The organism is Chryseobacterium aquifrigidense (assembly GCF_006716485.1).
Taxonomy (GTDB): Bacteria; Bacteroidota; Bacteroidia; order Flavobacteriales; family Weeksellaceae; genus Chryseobacterium; species Chryseobacterium vietnamense.
In genome coordinates, this window is the sequence record NZ_VFPD01000003.1 from 264,584 (window position 1) to 280,636 (window position 16,053).

Sequence of the window (16,053 nt, forward strand, 5' to 3'; positions counted from 1 at the left end):
AATAAATAAATTATACAATGGAAAAACAAAAAACAGGTATTGAATTCCCACATTTTGGAGCATCATACCCAGACGATCCTTGTCCTTTCTGTAACACAGAAGAATACATTGAGTGGTGTGTAGATGAAGATTTCACAAAAGAAATGGCTGAAAAGCATATTGAATATTTAAATAAAAAATATAACTAATGAGTCACCAAGAGAAACAACGCATATTTGATGAGTATGCAAAGACTTTGAATGATTTTGATAGAAAGATATTTGAAAGTTTTTTATCAAGTATAGCAATTGGAAAGAAAACTATAAGAGAACATGTTTTCGTTGCCTGTGATCTCTTACAGGCTGAACAGCAGAAGAGAATTTACGAAACTACAGAGATAGATAGATTATTCTCAAACAACAAAGAAATAAAAGCCTCAATCATTAATCCCGAAAATCTAATCAAATGAAAATCATGGAACTTTTTTCAGGGATCGGAGGTTTTACGAAGGGTTTTATAGACGCTGGATACCAAATAGAAGAACATTTCTTCTCAGAAATAGACAAACACGCAATCGCTAATTACAAATACAATTTTCCAAATGCAAAATACATCGGTTCAGTTACAGATATTTCCGGAAGAGACTTTACAGGAATTGACATTATCACTTTCGGATCGCCTTGTCAAGATTTCAGTCTTGCTGGAAAAAGAGAAGGGATGGACGGTAAAAGAAGTGTTCTTATCCTCGAAGCAATTCGATTGGTTACTGAGCTCAGACCATCTGTGTTTATCTGGGAAAATGTTAAAGGAGCTTTCTCCTCAAACGCTGGCGCAGACTTTTGGGCAATTCTCCAAGCCTTTGCCAACATTGGGGGTTATAGACTTGAATGGCAACTGCTTAACACAAAGTGGTTTTTACCCCAAAATAGAGAGCGGATATACCTTGTCGGACATCTTGATGGAAGAAGTAAGCCAGGAGTATTTCCTATCGGAGAAAGGGAAGGATTATGTAATGAACGAAATCAGAATGAAAAAGCAGTTTACGCGAGTACATTGAAAGCAACTTCAGTAATGAATTGGGCTGGTGATTTTATCAAAGTGAGATCAGCAAACAAAGAAGGTTTTGAAATTGCCAAGCCTGGCGATTCAATCAATATCCAAAATTTGAATTCAAGCACAGGGAAAAGCGTAGCAAGTACTTTAGATAATGGGTGTAAGCAGGCGGTAGTACAACTAAATAATTCTAAAGAATCAGGAGGAGTCCATGCGGTTGAAGGTATTTCGCCAACATTAGACCAATCTGCTGGTAGATGGCAAATTGGAACATGGAGGGATTTTAAAGGAGAAATTGGATTGAGAGAGATGGATAATAATTTATGCCCTACGCTACTAGCAAGAGCAAGATCTGATGGATCAGGGCAGCCAGTTATTCAAAATGAGGCTTCAATTAGGAGGCTTACAGAAATAGAATGTGAAAGACTTCAGGGTTTCCCGGATAATTGGACAGAAAACGGAAATTATGACGGAACTATCAAAAAGATTCCGAAAACACAACGGTACAAAATGCTGGGAAATGCAGTTACTGTCCGTGTCGTAGAAGAAATAGCAAAAAGAATTGAATTACTATGAAAGCACTAGAAGAACTAACCCGGGAGATACGGGAGATGAAAATAACGTCTTCCTGCTGTCTGGGAATTTGAAAGTTGGGGGAAATTCATCGAAGAACAAACAAAACTTGGAAACTAATGAAACAGTTACAGTTAGATTTAAAAGAAAGACTCCTTATTGTGGAGTATGAAACAGTCCAAGAAATGGAAATAGAATACTCCCTTTACAAAGGGCTCCTTGAAGCAGACAAAGAAGTTTTATGCAAAGGCCCAGATCTTACCAATGAAATAGCAAAGGGGTTTATCCCAATTGATGAAAAAGGAGCACGGACAAAATACCCAAAAGCATTTTTAATTTCTTACAAAAGATTTCTAAATGCTTTTATAGATGTGATTGAATCAAAAGGTTGGTATTGGGGAGAGAATCCAGAGGGTGATCAACCTCATAATACGGGATTAGTAAATTATTACCCAACAGGTCATCCGTTAATGGATGTATCTTTAGAAGAAGCTAAAAAATGGTTGGAATCCGAATCCCAGACCTTCAACCCTGAGAAATGTTTAATATTTAAATTACTGTAAAGATGAAAGCAATACATCATATGAGTGTAAACCTTGAAGGAATACTCAGGAACTATAAAGGAAAGAAAATTAATATCTTCAATGATGAAAACGGCAAAACGTTGTCAGATAAAGAAGCGAGAAGGGTTATTGCTGAATTACAGGCAAAAGGGCATAAATTAATGTCTTGCAATCCAAAAAAGTGCATAGGTTTTGATCCTTTTGGAGGAGGATGTCCAGGACATGAAGTTGAAGAAGAGTAATTACGGAAACCCACAACACAAAACGAAAAAACTAAACTATATTAGAACTATGAAAGAATTTATTAACGACTGTTTGTTATTTAAAAGCAAAGATTTGCAAATGAGAATAATCGGAATAGGTACTTGGTTTTGGATTGGCTGCGTGATCTGCTTACTTTTCTATCTGTTTTAGTATCTTTACTCCATGGAAGAACTAGAACAAAAAGTACTTGAAGCCGTAAGAGTCCAGCACATCAAAACTGGAGGGAATAACGGACTTAGCTTTATCGAAATAGATAAGATCCTTAACATGGAAATTACAGAGCGAAACGGGTTTATTGATCGAATGGTTAAAGCCGGAAAGATAAGGATAGGAACACCGCTAAATGCTCGTACTGTTTTCCTACCAAAGTAAAGCCCCTGAATTAACAGGGGTTGTTTTATAAGACCAACAAAACCGTGTGTATTGGCTCTGAGTTTACATCTTTACAAAGGTGATAAATACTATATCTATCATCTTCCTTTATTTTTCCATCTACTTTCAATTCAGTCGGATAATTTTTATCAATGTACTGTAACATTGTTGTTTTTTCAGTAAATATTTCCTCATCATATTTGTAGAATGTCTTAGTGGCTCCATTCCCCAATGTCACAGTCACTGGCTCTTCAATTTCTTTCATGTAATTAATTTTGTGCAAATAACCCATAAATAAGTGACTCACACAAGTGGAAACTAAAGTTATTTGAATTTATCCAGATATTTTTCCCTAAGATGTTTGTTAAGTTCGTTTTTTAAATTGTTTGCAGCATACGGATCATTTGATGGATGTATCCAACGTTTTACATTTACGGAGTCAATACCATATGTTTTACACTCTTCTAAATTGTATTCTAGTTCAATATATACTCCATCCTTTTCAGCTGATGCGATTAAAATATGCTCATTTTCATCAATTATTTTAAAGGGCTCTTCTGTTGATTGTTCTTTCATATTAAATTGTTTTTAAATTAATTTCCGCAAATAAACGTAAAACTTTCTTTGGTACCGGAATCCTGCATATTGAGATCATATTAGTGTCATAAATAAAAAATTGGCCTTCCTTCTTCAAGGGAGGTTTTTTTGTGCAAAAAAAATAAAGTAAAAATTAATTATTATTTTTGTTTTATTGTTAAAGTAAAGCTTTAAATAAACATTGTAATGAACTGTAAAAATGGTATATTAAAAAATTCAATAAATAAAGTTGTGGAAAAACTTTATGAAGAATATAATCTATCGCCCGATCAGGAATTTATTCTTAGAAAAATACTGGAAGGATTGGAAAATCATCCTCCTTGTTTGTCTCTGGAACTCTGTTCTAAATTGATCTCAGGACCTGTTATTAAAGAGAAGTATTCAAACTTAGATAACCCAATATAAACTATTAAAAATTGCATAAATGAAAGGATTAATTACTCTAAAAGACACGTTAAGCACAGAGTTACAAGATTTACCAGGTGAATTATGGGAAGAAGTTCCCGGCTATGAAGATAGGTACGAGGCCTCAAATTATTCCAGAGTTAAAAGCATTGTGAAAAGAAAACCTGTAATACTCAAAAAAACTTTAGATCAAAACAGCCGATTTAAGGTTGTTTTGGTAGATAAATTTGGTAGAAAAAAGAATTTCAGTGCTGGAAGATTGTGTGCTGCTTTATTTAATCGAAAACCAGAGGAAAACGAAGTTTTAGAATACTTGGATGGAAACCAAAGAAATGATCAAGTAAACAACACAAGATGGGTTTCACGCCGATCAGTTGTTTTAAAAACTGTGAAAAGAGTTCCCAGAGTTTCCGGGGTTAATCACGGTATGGCTTTAATAAACCCATCAAAAGCAAGAGATATAAGGGCTGACAAACGTAACGGAAAGACATTAAAACAGCTTTCAGACGCTTACAACGTATCAATACCATGCATTCAAAAGATAGTCGAAAATAGAACCTGGAAAACAGCTTAAAAATGAAACGGCAACCTGAATTTGATCTGCAAAAAAGAGTTTGTTCCTACCTAAGGGCGGTCCATCCGGATTTGTTTTTTATGTCAGACACTATTGCAAGTGTAAAGCTTACGAAATTTCAAGCAAAACGTAACTCGCAGATCCAGAAGCCGGGATTTAAAACCCCGGATCTTCTTATTTTCTATCCTAAAGGTGATTATCATGGGTTGTTTATCGAATTAAAAATAGAGTCACCGTATAAACTCAACGGAGAACTTAAAAGCAATAAGCACATTCAGGAGCAAAGCGAAACAATTTCCAAGCTTAAAGGACTCGGTTATCATGCTTCCTTCCAATGGAATTTCAACGACATAGTAAAACTTATTAACTGGTACTTAACACTACAATAATGAAATCAAAAAAAGTAAAAATATCAGAAGTCAAGATAAAACCTAATAATCCCAGATTAATAAAGGATGACAAGTTTAGAAAGCTGGTGAAATCCATTGAGGAATTTCCTCAGATGCTTGATATACGGCCGATAGTTGTAAACGGTGATATGGTAGTTCTTGGGGGAAATATGCGATTAAAAGCATGTCAGGAAGCCGGATTAAAAGAAGTTCCTATTATCATAGCTGATCACCTCACAGAAGAGCAGCAAAGGGAGTTTCTTATTAAAGACAATGTTTCAGGTGGTGAATGGGATTGGGATATGTTATTGAACGAATGGGATACTGATTTACTTGAAGATTGGGGGCTTGATGTTAAATTCCCTGTAGTGGCTGAAGATGAAGAAGAACCGGAAGAGCAAACATACATCCCTGTATTTCGCTTTGAAGTAACCTGCAAGACAGAATCAGAAAAAAACAAATTAATGGCTGATCTTTTATTAAAAGGATTTAGCTGTACAGAAGATTATTAATCATGGCTTACACAGAAGAAAGAAAGAACAAGATCTTTACTAAGATCATCAATTTAATAGTAGATGAAGGAAAGCCAGTAAGGCAGATTCTAAAAGAGAAATGGGCACCTTCAACAAGTACGTTCTTTGATTGGTTAGAAGAAGATGAAAAGAAAGCAAAACGATACGCGCGTGCGTGCGAAATCAGGGCCGATATTCTTTTTGAAGAAATGCATGAGATTGCCTTTACTCCGGAAATCGGTGAAACTGTTGAAATGAACCAGAAAGGCGGTAAAGACGGCAAAAAGGAGATGAAGAAGATTCAAGGGGACATGCTGGGACACCGTAGATTAAAGGTAGATACTTTGAAATGGCAAATATCCAAACTAAACCCTAAGAAGTACGGAGATAAGCTTGATGTAACATCCGGCGGTGATAAAATTCTTTCAGCAGAAGAAAGAGCTCAGAAAATTAAAGAGCTTAAGGATAAATTAAACCAATAACCCATTAAACCCAATGGATTAAAAATAAACCAAAAAAACCCACTGGGTTATTTTAAAACCCAATTAACCCAAATAATAAAGCGTGAGTCTTACAGACGATGAAATATTGATGCTTGAACGTCTTTTGCAAGAGGAGAAGACAGAAGAGTTATATAGGAAGTTAACTACTATTAATGAAGACACAAATCCCAATTATAAGATATTATATGAGGCTATTAATAATCAGAAATGGGGCTACATTGATGGTAAACCTGCTTTAATTTCTGGCTATGCAGGTGTTACCCTTGAGGGTAGTTCACGGTCTGGTAAAACGTGGAGTGGTGTAGATATCATAATTTATCTAGCCACAATAAGACACAAGGGCCAAGTATTAACGATAAATATATATCGTGAAACTTACAATGAATTCAAAACAACACTTTATGATGATTTTAAACGTAGATTAGATGATTATGGACTTCCAAATCCTTTTCATAATGCTAAAGAGGTTCCGAGCTTTAGAATAGGAAAAACAACGGTTCATTTTCTTGGAGACGGGAAACATGGTGGCGGTTGTGATTACGCTTTCTTTAACGAGGGTATGATGATTAAAAGTCAAGTGTTTGATCAGGTTGAAATGAGATGTCGTAAATTTTGGTGGATGGACTATAATCCGTCTTTTACTGATCATTGGGTTTTTGATGAGATATTACTTAGAGATGATGTAGCTTTTCTAAGAACAACATTTCTTGACAATCCTTTCATTTCAGCATCTGAAATGAATAAAATTCTAAGACATGAACCATGGCTTCCTGGTAGTTATGACGTTACAGTAGATGGTGTTTATTACAATGGTCTTCCGGTTACAGAAAAGAATCAACCGCCACCCCATCCTGTAAATGTGCCACAAGGTACTGCAAAAGAATTTGACTGGAAAGTGTATGGTCTTGGATTACGTGGAGCAATGAAAGGTGTGATCTTTGACAATGTGGTATGGATTGATGAATTCCCTGAATATCTTGGATATATTGGAGTTAATGACTTTGGATTTACTTCTGATCCGAATTCTTTCAATAAGTATGTAGAGACCGAAGATACTATTTACGTAGAGCCTTTAATTTATGAGCCAATTGAAACAGCAGATTTATTGTGCGCTGCAATTGAATCACATAATTTTGACAAAGAAGCAACTATTGTTTGTGATTCATCAGATAAGAGGGTTTCGGAGAAAAACGGAGTTGTTCAAATGGTACAAGATATGGAGGATTTAGGGTGGAATGCAACAAAAGTTTCCAAGATTAAATCAGTAGTTTATTGGATTCTTTCGATGAAGAAAAAAAGAATATGTATTGTAAAAAATCACTTACATAAAAAATATATCAAAAAAGAAGTAGAAAATTATAAATGGATGGAGATTAACGGAATTCAGGTAAACCTGCCAATTGATAAGTACAATCACTTCTGGGACGCTGTAAGATATGGACATATGGCTTGGAATTCTGATAATACAGTAGAATCTGAAACTAATTAATTAAATTTGAATATGACTAATACAGAAGCAAAATTAATCCACGGATTGATTAAGAAAGAAAATAGAATCAAAGCTACAGAGATAGTAGGTTTCTTCAATATCTTACACGCTCAAGGAAAGTGTAATGATAAGCTTATTGAAGACATTAACGCATATGTTGATATACTCAGTATTTTATACAAAAAGAATGATGGTCTTCCAGTGTACAAAATACAGAAGAAAGCAAACCCGATTGAACCGGATGCTTTTGCTGCATTCACCAAGTTTCATGTTGAAATAACGGAGCTTATGAAAATGTATAAAGAGAAAATTAATTAAAACAAACACTATGAAAAATAAAATAAATTACTGTAGAGACATAGATCTGTCTAAAATTGATCTAAAATGCTGTGACAATGAAATAGTATCAATTCAGGAAGCAGGGCCAATAGAAAGCCATTTCTTTGATGCTTTTCTTTACCGTATGCAAGTACAAGAGAGAAAAGGAATTGTTAAAAGTATGGGTGTTGATTACGGCCTTTATAATCCGTCTATTCAAGTAGAAGTAAGAGTAAATCCAAATAAATAAGTCATGAGTAATAAGAAGCTTATAACTCAAAGAGTTGAATCATTAGTAAAGAGCAAAAAGCATAAGCAGATTTTTACATTCAAATTCACAGATTCAAATGGGGATCAGTGGATAGCGTTATGTATATAATTAAAACAGTCTTAATAGGCTGTTTTTTTGTTTCTGCTTTATACTTCACAACACCATAATAGCGCGTATCTAATTTTGCTTAAAAGCAAAGATACTTGGAGCCAGCTGAATTCATAAAAAAGAAAGTAAATCACAAATACATCCTAGATGCCAGACAACAGCAGAAGGATCTTTCTTATTTTATTCAGGGTTCTTTACAGGAAGAAATCACTATTGAGTATCTAAGGGTTTGGAGTAATAGAAAATATGCTTCAGACAATAAATTTCTAAACTGGGTTAAACTAGTCTTCAAAACTGAAAACTTTCTTTCATTCTACAAATACCTTCGCAATCCAGTAGCATCTGCAAAACTTGTTAATGATGATATTAAACCACAATTAAGAAGGGTATTTCATGCAGATGATTCTGTTTTCAAATATTCAGTAAAAGGGATAGAGGAAACATGTCACGCAGATTTAAATTCAAAGCAATTTGATGAAGAACTTTTTAATGCTATTCTATTTGATCACAATTCAGTTGTAGTTCAGGATATAGACATTGAATCAAAAAGATACAGAGAGATTGTACCAATTTCTAAAATAGTATCTGTTGACTGTGATCGTGATCAGATTAATAAGATAGCTTATTACTCATGTTTGGAGCTGGAAAATAGTTCTATTCATGGTTTCTCATACATTGATAAGGACCAGTATATTTTCTTTGATAGAGATTACAATATAATTGTTCAATCCTTTCATGATTTGGGAGTTTGCCCGGCAGATTGGGTTTCTTCTGAAAACATGTTCCAGGAAAACAATGTAGTAAAGAAATCAATCTTCTCTTACGCTTTACCGGATTTTGAAGAATATGTTTTTCTGAAAACACTTCAAAGGATGACGGAACCCAACGGGGCGATTCCTGTTACAGTTCAGCTAAACGCAAAGGAAACCAATCCATCAGGTGAATTGAGAAAGGGACTTTCTAAAGAACCGATGTCTTCTGCTATACTGGGAGCTCAAACATCAGACGATACTAATCCAATAGCTCCATCCGAGAGTGATATTCAGGCTGGATCGATAGTAAAGGTGAAGGCTTCAAAAGATGTTACTTCAGGTAAAGTAGACATGGATGTAGTTCGGAACTACTTTCAATTTCATTATATGCCTGTAGAAGCATTGAATTATCTCAATGAAAGAATTAAGGAAATTGAGAAAATGATATTGTCTTCCATGATCGGAGATATAGCAGAACAGAATGAGGCTGCTAAAAATGAAATGCAGGTATCAAAAGGCTACGATAGCAAAGAAGATAGGTTAAGATGGCTTTCAAATGAGTTAAGCCGAATTAAGCAGTTGTCTGACTTTAAGACTTTGGCTTTACTTCATGGTAAAGATAAAGTATCTGTAGAAGTATTCTTTGGAACTGATTTCTTTATTGAATCTGTTGATGATTTATACAAGTCTTTTTCTTTAGCTCCAAATGCAATAGAGCGTAGAAAGATTTTAAAGAGAATTTCCCAAACAAGGAACAAGCATAATCTTCAGCAGGCGAAAAGAGATACTATTCTATATGACATCATCCCTTATGTTTCAGATAAGGATTTTTCAACAGCTATGAGTACTGAAGCGCAAGTAGATCCTGTTGTTTTTCAATTACAGACAAGATTTGATTATTGGATTTCAATTTTTGAAGCCGAATATGGACAAATAGAGCTTTTCTACGAAGGATTAGGAGAAATGACGGAAAGTACCAAGATGATTACAATCAAGAATTTATTAAAAAACATTATACAAAATGAGCAAAAATCTTTCAGTAACGCTTAGGCTTTTCTATGGCGAACTAAACTACGATAAGGACGGAAATGTCAAGAGTAAGAATGAAACGGTATCGATCACTTTTGAAAGTCCGGAATGGGACAACTTCATTAAGCATTTAAAAGCTCATGGAGTAACAAGTGTCAAAGTTGAAAAGGTTTATGATCTGTCTAAAGTAAACAAGGATGAACCTGTTGAGTCTTTAAAGAGATTCGGTGAAGTTGAAGATGTATCTGCTGTAGAAGCTGTAATCAATAAGCTTTTTGAAACTACTGAGAAGCCTTTAACACCGGAACAAAAACAAATTAAAGAATTGCAAGAGCAAATCGCTGCTTTAACTGCTGGCGCAAAAGCAGGAGCAAAACCAGATGCTAAGACCGGATTGTCGAAAGGGGGCGCAAAAGCAGGAGCAAATGCAGCTGAATCTAATAAAGACAATGCGGAAGGTGAAGGCGCTGCAGGTGAAGGTCAAAAATAACTAATTAAACAATACATAAAAGACTATGGAATTTTTAACAGAAGATGTTGCAAAAGAGCTGGGTTTAACACCCGAACAAGTTAGCGGTATTACGTCCAAGGGGACTGAATATATTTCCGACCAGAAGAAAGAATGGGATAAGAAGGCGAATGAAAATGCAGAAGCCATACTTTCCGGAGCTTCAGAATATTTGCAGGAGAAAACAGGCGTTAAAGAAGGCCGTCAACAAGGTGAAAAGTTCGGAGATTATTTTGCGAGGCTTTCCAATAAAGCACTCGAAGTTAAGAACGGTGAAATTGAAGCCTTAAAAGCAGACTATCAAAAAAAACTAAAAGATTTCAAAGGCGATGAAGCCACTAAATCAGAGCTTGAGACAGCAAAACAGAAATTGGATGATGCTCAAAAGCTACTTGCAGACTATGACACTTTAAAGGATAAAGCCGAAAAGTTTGAGACTGCAACATCAGAACTTTCAGCATTTAAAATTAAAGCTGCTTTCGGTGATGTTAAGCCTGCTTTTTCCAAAGATGCAAATCAATATGAGGTTTCAGCAAAATGGAATGATTTCCAGAAGAGAACTCAAGATAAATACAATCTTGAATTGGTAGAAGGTGAATACTTAGCGATTGACAAAGAAAATCAATACAAAACAATTAAACTTTCTGATTTGGTTGCAAGTGATGAAGATCTTAAATCAATCACATCTGAGAGACAAGTAGGAGGAACGGGTGCAAAAGTTGATAAATCAAAAATAGAAGGAATTGAAGGCGATGTTCCAGTAACAGCAAAAACAGATGCTGTAGAAAGAACGAAGATTATAAAAGATCAAATTGCTAAAGAAGGCATTAAGCCAACCGATCCAGGATATTCAGTGAGATTTGCTGAGTTAAATAAAAAAATACAAGAATTAAAATAAACAAAATACTGCGAAGGACCGCAAGCGTGCATAATTATTAACAAAAAACAATTATTAAATGAATTTAGATGTAACAATGCTGAATAACTACCAGGACACAAATACGTTCTCGGAATCACGTTATGCGGAACTTGGTGGAATTGATTTAGCAAAAAACAGTACAGTACAGGCTGATTGGATTTCACCTGATGTAGTACAAAAGATCGCTGAGATATCTTCTTTACGAGATGCAGAGATTCCGGCAATTATTGACCAAGAAGTAACAGTTACGGCGGTTCCGGGGTTTGAAATTCCTGCAAACCTTTCAATGTCTGGAAAGATCACACCGATCGCATATGATATCTTCTCCGGCTTTAGACACTACCCTGCTCATTATGCTAATAATACAGTAAAAGAGCAGTTTGACCTTGATCACAAGGTTAAAAAAGTAACATATGGAATGGGTAAAGCCTTAGACGCAATCATTCTTTCAAGATTGGAGGCGAGAAAGACACAATCACTTCCTTATGGTACTGCACAAGTATCTGATGGTTCAAAAACTTTCAGTTTCAATGCCACTACAGATACTCTGGAAATCAGCAAAGAAGCTCAAAAAGAATACATGTTTGCTAACCTTTCCAGAATTGTTGATGCAAATGAAATTGGAGGAGATTACGAGATCGTAACATCAAGAGCGGGTCTTGCAGCAGCCAAAAATGAATGGGCAAAATATGGAAACAGTAATGAAAAAAACCTTCAGGCTTTAGGATTTCCTGCAATCAATCAATTACACGAAACCGGAACCTTAATCCCAGGGTCTAATAACTTCAATGGGTACTATGTAAGAAATGGTGCTATTGCAATGTATGAGAATTTCCCTGCAGATTTTAGAATGGGTACCAAGTTCGCTGGAAAAGAATGGTCAATTTCAGATATGGAGCTTCCATTTGTCAGAATGAGAGCTAACGTATTTACAAACCTTGAAGCTACAAATGCTACTTCATTGGTAGGTGCTGGAAGAGATACAAACTTAATCATGACCCATTATCAAGAAATGGCTTTATGGGTTAGAGTGTATCTGTTTGAAGAGTTTAATAGTGATTTGTCTAACAGAGTTAATCCGGTAATTAAAATCGCTGGATTAGCATCATAAAATAAGTAAAAGATGAACAATATAACTTATACAGACAGTAAAGGAAATGTTGGAGTACTGAGTACTGTAGCAATCCACGAACTTACAGACAATCTGGCTTTAACAGTGCATGATTCTGGAAAAACAATTTTCGTTGGAGTTGATGCAAAAGCTGTCACTCTTCCGCCAACAAAAAAAGGATTAAAATTCACTTTCGTGAACACTGGCGATGCTGGAAATAATATTATCAAAGTTTCTCCGGCAGCTACAGATGGAATTTCCGGAACCGTGGGCGCTGTAACTCTTGATGGTACAGTAAATAAAGCAGCTCAAAACACAAAAGCGACTGCCAAAACAGGTGATAACATAACAATTGTCGGTACAGGAAATGCTGGCGCAAAGGCTTGGATTGTTATTTCCGGAACTGGTGTCTGGGCAAAAGAAGCATAATAATTAAATCAAAAGTTATGAAAATAGGATTTGCAGAAGAGTACACTTCAAATATCGAACTGGATAATGAACTAAAACTGAACTCAAAAACAGGGATAGTTCTAAACAGTGGTGTTCACCCTTATATTACTGTGGATAATCTTCTGCACTTCCTTCCTTTCAATAAAATTGATTTTAAAAATTATATCCCGGGAACTGTTTACAATAAATATTCTGAAACAAGAGATAGAAAGGATATTGTCAAGCACAATGATTCACTTTATCAATGTTTGAAAAACGAAGTGTTAAATATTGCACCCGGATCCGACAGTAATATATGGATGTTGACCAGTAAAGAAAATATTATTCTGAAATCATGGATTGAAAAGGTAAAGGACAAAGTTATTTCTGACTTATATCTTTCAAAAAGACTTATTAACTCTCAGTATATCTACGAAAACGGAGAAAGTAAGTATAATCTCCCAAATGATTATTCAGGATGGGTTTTTGAATCGAAAGGAAGCGATTATGTAACTATCACCTTAAATGAAATTTCTTTACAGGCTCTTACAAATAGTCCAGTTACCCTGTATGTGGTAAATGAGGGACAATTGGTTGATACTTTGGCTTTAAGCCCAAATAACGGTAGAGTGTCATTTGAAGAACTAAATTATTCTTTTTCCGGCCGTGGTAAATGGATATTTTCTATAGAAAGCCAGGAAGTGATGACGAACTTCGGATGGGTTGACGAATTGAAATATGATGGATTTATTTGTTATCCGGTTACTGGCATAGGTAACACTCCGGAATCATCCAGATACACCTATCAAAACTTTTCAAATGGTTTAGGATTCAATGTAACTGTCACGCTTGAAAGTGAAAATTACCTTAATTACAATCTTCAAAACTTTGTAGGACTTTTCAAAGCGACTTTCGAGTACATGACCTTACAAATGTTTTTAGCGAATTCTCACCAACGTAGTAATCGCACAGAGAATGGAATCAACAAAGACATGTTGATGATGGAAACGAAAGATCTTGAAGCTAACACATCGGCCAAAAGGTACTTTTACGAATTACGAGAAGCAAAGAAAATAATCCAGAAAACATTTGATACCCAGTTAGGAGATGAAGATTCAGGATTTGAAATTGAAGTAACATCTGTTTAGTTATGCTTTACGAAAGAACCAATCCAATTGGACTTGATCTGATAATACATAAGGCGCAAAAAAAGATTTATGCTGCCTTAACCAAAAAGTGGGATAAAGATTTAGATGCTTATCCAAGATGTTATGTCTTAGAAGACGAGAGCGAAAAAAGAACAGTTGAACATTACATTTCTAAAAATGAATACAGCGGTAATTTAATTGTTTCTGAAAGCGATAAGTTTTTCTTCACTGCTGAAGATGATCAGGAAAGAGTTAACAATATCCAGTTTGAAACAAAAGTAAAACTCTATTTCATTCTTGATCTAAAATTCATTTATCCAGATGAACCTGGCAGATGTGATTCTAAAGTTTTGGCTGATGTTGTAAATGCTGTAGATAGAAGTGGAGGCTTCACAAGTGAATACACAATTGTAACAGACTACCAAAGTGTATTTGATTCATTCTTCTATGAATTCGATAATATCCAACCATACTATTGTTTTCGGATCGACTTAAATACAATTCCTTATTCAATTGATTCAATATGTTAAATAATAAAAAATAAAAAATAAATATAAAATGGCTTTAACAATTAAAAAATGTAACGCAGAAGATCAGGTAGCCAGATTAGGCGGCCGATTTTGCGATGAAGATCAGGTTTCCGGATTTATTTTAGCGGACAGATCAGTAAAATTTGATCCAGTAACCTTCACTAAAACGGTTTTAGATGATTTGATCCAGAAAGATAAGATTATTGGTACTGCTAAATTCTTTTCTGCTGATGATAATGATGAAGAAGCAAATTTCACTACTTCTTCTACAGGCAAAAGAAGCAAGAATACACAAGGTATTAAGAGGTGGAAATTCATGTTCAATAAAGGGAATTGCTTTCAGAACGAACTTCAGAAACTTGACAAAAGTGAAAGATACGCTATATTCTTGGTAATGCAAGATGGAGCTGTTTTAGGCGCTTTATTAAATGATGGTAAAATTAAAGGCTTCGATGCAAGTTTATTTACCGGAATCAAGAAAGTAAAAACTACAGCTGAAGGTGTGGGATCTACTTTGGAAGTTGATTTAGAACCTGATGCAATGAAATACTGGCAGGGTCAATCTGTTTTATTTGAAAGCGATGAACTTGACTTTACTCAGTTAAATCCTGTTACAGGAGTATCTGTAGACATTATTTCGCCATTAGCAGCAGCTGCTACATCTACAAAAGTTAAAATTTCAAACCTGTGTGCGAAAAGTCCAGTTTCTGGATTAACAACTCCTGATAATTGGAAAATGAGAAGAAACGGAATATTAGAAGCTGTAACTGCTGTAGCAGAAGCAAATGGAGAATATACATTTACTCATGCTGCACTTGTAGGTAATCAGGGTATTTCATTTGAAATTTATGATGGTGGATATCCGGTCTACGTTTTAGACACAGACTACTACGCTGGTAAATCAATAACCGAAAAAGTAGCATCGTAATGGAATATGCAGTTGGAATCTATAAGATTGTTCCACCAAAGCCTTTTCCTTCTTTCGAAAAGGCGGTGGAATACATCCAAGAGAAATATCCAGAATTGGATGTTAAGACGATCGAAAAGCATTTAACGCCCAAAATCACCAATAATGGCAACGATAAATCCGGAAACCTTTCTGAAGAGAATCCAGTTGTCAATCAAAGTGACACCGAAACTGGTACAGCAGGCGCTAAAAGAGTCAAACCTTCCATTAATAAACCAGGATAACCTATTAAGAGGAAAAACGAGTGACGGGGGCCGAATGCCCCCTTACTCTAAAAAGTATCGAAGGGGGAATGTTTTCTATGCCGACTACAAAAACAGAATGAACCCTTTAAATAACCGTAGATGGGATTTAAAACACTGGTGGGACAAGAAGTATGACGGATTATTGTATAAGCGAATTAAAGCAAAAGTAGGGCTTAAAGAAGTTCAATTTACTTTGGATTATAACCCAGTGTACATGAGAGACATCTACTACGTAATTCCAAAGCATAGAATTATCGGTATAACAAAACAACAGATGATTGACGCTCAGATCAAAAACAAGCCAAAGCTTGAAAGGCAGATCCTTGGAATAATTAATGAAGGAAAATTAAAGAAGTAATGTGTAACTGTAGTAAGCCCATCACGAAAACAGAATGTCAGATTCTCCGGAAGTATGTTAACGATCCAGAAGGTAGAACTTTTATTT

The 16,053-nt window shown here is 35.2% G+C and carries 25 protein-coding genes; 23 read left to right on the forward strand and 2 right to left on the reverse strand.

Features of this window, described 5'->3' with window-relative positions:
* The first annotated feature begins 17 nt into the window (after positions 1-17).
* From FB551_RS23410 to FB551_RS19910, 6 genes are all read left to right on the forward strand, one after another.
* Complete coding sequence (locus FB551_RS23410) at positions 18-188, forward strand: hypothetical protein (RefSeq protein WP_167497903.1); 171 nt, start codon at positions 18-20, stop codon at positions 186-188.
* Positions 188-448 (forward strand): hypothetical protein, encoded by a 261-nt coding sequence (locus FB551_RS19890; RefSeq protein WP_142018668.1) that lies wholly within the window; start codon positions 188-190, stop codon positions 446-448. Before FB551_RS23410 ends, FB551_RS19890 begins: the two co-directional genes overlap by 1 nt.
* On the forward strand, positions 445-1,608 hold the full coding sequence (locus FB551_RS19895; RefSeq protein ID WP_142018669.1) for a DNA cytosine methyltransferase: 1,164 nt from the start codon (positions 445-447) through the stop codon (positions 1,606-1,608). Before FB551_RS19890 ends, FB551_RS19895 begins: the two co-directional genes overlap by 4 nt.
* A 116-nt stretch (positions 1,609-1,724) precedes the next feature.
* Positions 1,725-2,168 carry a hypothetical protein gene (locus tag FB551_RS19900; RefSeq protein ID WP_142018670.1) on the forward strand — a complete coding sequence of 148 codons (444 nt, stop codon included), beginning with the start codon at positions 1,725-1,727 and terminating at the stop codon, positions 2,166-2,168.
* Positions 2,169-2,170: 2 nt separating this feature from the next.
* Complete coding sequence (locus FB551_RS19905; RefSeq protein WP_142018671.1) at positions 2,171-2,410, forward strand: hypothetical protein; 240 nt, start codon at positions 2,171-2,173, stop codon at positions 2,408-2,410.
* 184 nt (positions 2,411-2,594) lie between these two features.
* Entirely contained in the window at positions 2,595-2,804 is a 210-nt protein-coding gene (locus tag FB551_RS19910) for a hypothetical protein (RefSeq protein WP_142018672.1), read from the forward strand.
* 25 nt (positions 2,805-2,829) lie between these two features.
* On the opposite strand, the gene FB551_RS19915 is transcribed toward FB551_RS19910, so the two are convergent.
* Together FB551_RS19915 and FB551_RS19920 are read right to left on the reverse strand one after the other, a co-directional pair.
* Complete coding sequence (locus FB551_RS19915; protein WP_142018673.1) at positions 2,830-3,069, reverse strand: hypothetical protein; 240 nt, start codon at positions 3,067-3,069, stop codon at positions 2,830-2,832.
* Positions 3,070-3,128: 59 nt separating this feature from the next.
* The gene (locus tag FB551_RS19920) at positions 3,129-3,380 is read right to left on the reverse strand and encodes a hypothetical protein (RefSeq protein ID WP_142018674.1); all 252 of its coding nucleotides are present in this window, start codon (positions 3,378-3,380) and stop codon (positions 3,129-3,131) included.
* Between the two features lie 207 nt (positions 3,381-3,587).
* On the opposite strand from FB551_RS19920, the gene FB551_RS19925 reads away from it, so the two are divergent.
* From FB551_RS19925 to FB551_RS20005, 17 genes are all read left to right on the forward strand, one after another.
* The gene (locus FB551_RS19925) at positions 3,588-3,806 is read left to right on the forward strand and encodes a hypothetical protein (RefSeq protein WP_142018675.1); all 219 of its coding nucleotides are present in this window, start codon (positions 3,588-3,590) and stop codon (positions 3,804-3,806) included.
* A gap of 19 nt (positions 3,807-3,825) precedes the next feature.
* Positions 3,826-4,380 (forward strand): NUMOD4 domain-containing protein, encoded by a 555-nt coding sequence (locus FB551_RS19930; RefSeq protein ID WP_142018676.1) that lies wholly within the window; start codon positions 3,826-3,828, stop codon positions 4,378-4,380.
* A 2-nt stretch (positions 4,381-4,382) separates the two neighbouring features.
* The gene (locus FB551_RS19935; RefSeq protein WP_226798745.1) at positions 4,383-4,769 is read left to right on the forward strand and encodes a hypothetical protein; all 387 of its coding nucleotides are present in this window, start codon (positions 4,383-4,385) and stop codon (positions 4,767-4,769) included.
* A complete protein-coding gene (locus tag FB551_RS19940) occupies positions 4,769-5,281 on the forward strand; it encodes a ParB N-terminal domain-containing protein (RefSeq protein WP_142018678.1) in 513 nt (170 codons plus the stop codon). Before FB551_RS19935 ends, FB551_RS19940 begins: the two co-directional genes overlap by 1 nt.
* Before the next feature lie 2 nt (positions 5,282-5,283).
* The gene (locus FB551_RS19945) at positions 5,284-5,763 is read left to right on the forward strand and encodes a terminase small subunit-like protein (protein WP_142018679.1); all 480 of its coding nucleotides are present in this window, start codon (positions 5,284-5,286) and stop codon (positions 5,761-5,763) included.
* An 82-nt stretch (positions 5,764-5,845) separates the two neighbouring features.
* Positions 5,846-7,273, forward strand: a complete 1,428-nt coding sequence (locus FB551_RS19950) for a phage terminase large subunit (protein WP_226798746.1) — start codon at positions 5,846-5,848, stop codon at positions 7,271-7,273.
* 12 nt (positions 7,274-7,285) lie between these two features.
* Positions 7,286-7,591, forward strand: a complete 306-nt coding sequence (locus FB551_RS19955) for a hypothetical protein (RefSeq protein WP_142018680.1) — start codon at positions 7,286-7,288, stop codon at positions 7,589-7,591.
* Between the two features lie 10 nt (positions 7,592-7,601).
* Positions 7,602-7,841: a hypothetical protein gene (locus tag FB551_RS19960; protein ID WP_142018681.1), complete on the forward strand. Its 240-nt coding sequence runs from the start codon at positions 7,602-7,604 to the stop codon at positions 7,839-7,841.
* 224 nt (positions 7,842-8,065) lie between these two features.
* Positions 8,066-9,772 carry a hypothetical protein gene (locus tag FB551_RS19965; RefSeq protein ID WP_142018682.1) on the forward strand — a complete coding sequence of 569 codons (1,707 nt, stop codon included), beginning with the start codon at positions 8,066-8,068 and terminating at the stop codon, positions 9,770-9,772.
* Positions 9,744-10,241 (forward strand): hypothetical protein, encoded by a 498-nt coding sequence (locus FB551_RS19970; RefSeq protein WP_142018683.1) that lies wholly within the window; start codon positions 9,744-9,746, stop codon positions 10,239-10,241. The genes FB551_RS19965 and FB551_RS19970 overlap by 29 nt, the downstream gene beginning before the upstream one ends.
* A gap of 25 nt (positions 10,242-10,266) precedes the next feature.
* Positions 10,267-11,157, forward strand: coding sequence for a hypothetical protein (locus FB551_RS19975; RefSeq protein WP_142018684.1), 891 nt, complete (start codon positions 10,267-10,269; stop codon positions 11,155-11,157).
* 58 nt (positions 11,158-11,215) lie between these two features.
* Positions 11,216-12,289 (forward strand): hypothetical protein, encoded by a 1,074-nt coding sequence (locus FB551_RS19980; RefSeq protein ID WP_142018685.1) that lies wholly within the window; start codon positions 11,216-11,218, stop codon positions 12,287-12,289.
* Between the two features lie 12 nt (positions 12,290-12,301).
* A complete protein-coding gene (locus FB551_RS19985) occupies positions 12,302-12,718 on the forward strand; it encodes a hypothetical protein (RefSeq protein WP_142018686.1) in 417 nt (138 codons plus the stop codon).
* A gap of 17 nt (positions 12,719-12,735) precedes the next feature.
* Positions 12,736-13,866, forward strand: coding sequence for a hypothetical protein (locus tag FB551_RS19990; RefSeq protein WP_142018687.1), 1,131 nt, complete (start codon positions 12,736-12,738; stop codon positions 13,864-13,866).
* A gap of 2 nt (positions 13,867-13,868) precedes the next feature.
* Entirely contained in the window at positions 13,869-14,396 is a 528-nt protein-coding gene (locus FB551_RS19995; protein ID WP_142018688.1) for a hypothetical protein, read from the forward strand.
* Positions 14,397-14,424: 28 nt separating this feature from the next.
* Positions 14,425-15,324 carry a hypothetical protein gene (locus FB551_RS20000; RefSeq protein ID WP_142018689.1) on the forward strand — a complete coding sequence of 300 codons (900 nt, stop codon included), beginning with the start codon at positions 14,425-14,427 and terminating at the stop codon, positions 15,322-15,324.
* Between the two features lie 144 nt (positions 15,325-15,468).
* Positions 15,469-15,966 carry a hypothetical protein gene (locus FB551_RS20005; protein WP_142018690.1) on the forward strand — a complete coding sequence of 166 codons (498 nt, stop codon included), beginning with the start codon at positions 15,469-15,471 and terminating at the stop codon, positions 15,964-15,966.
* The last annotated feature ends 87 nt before the right edge of the window (positions 15,967-16,053 follow it).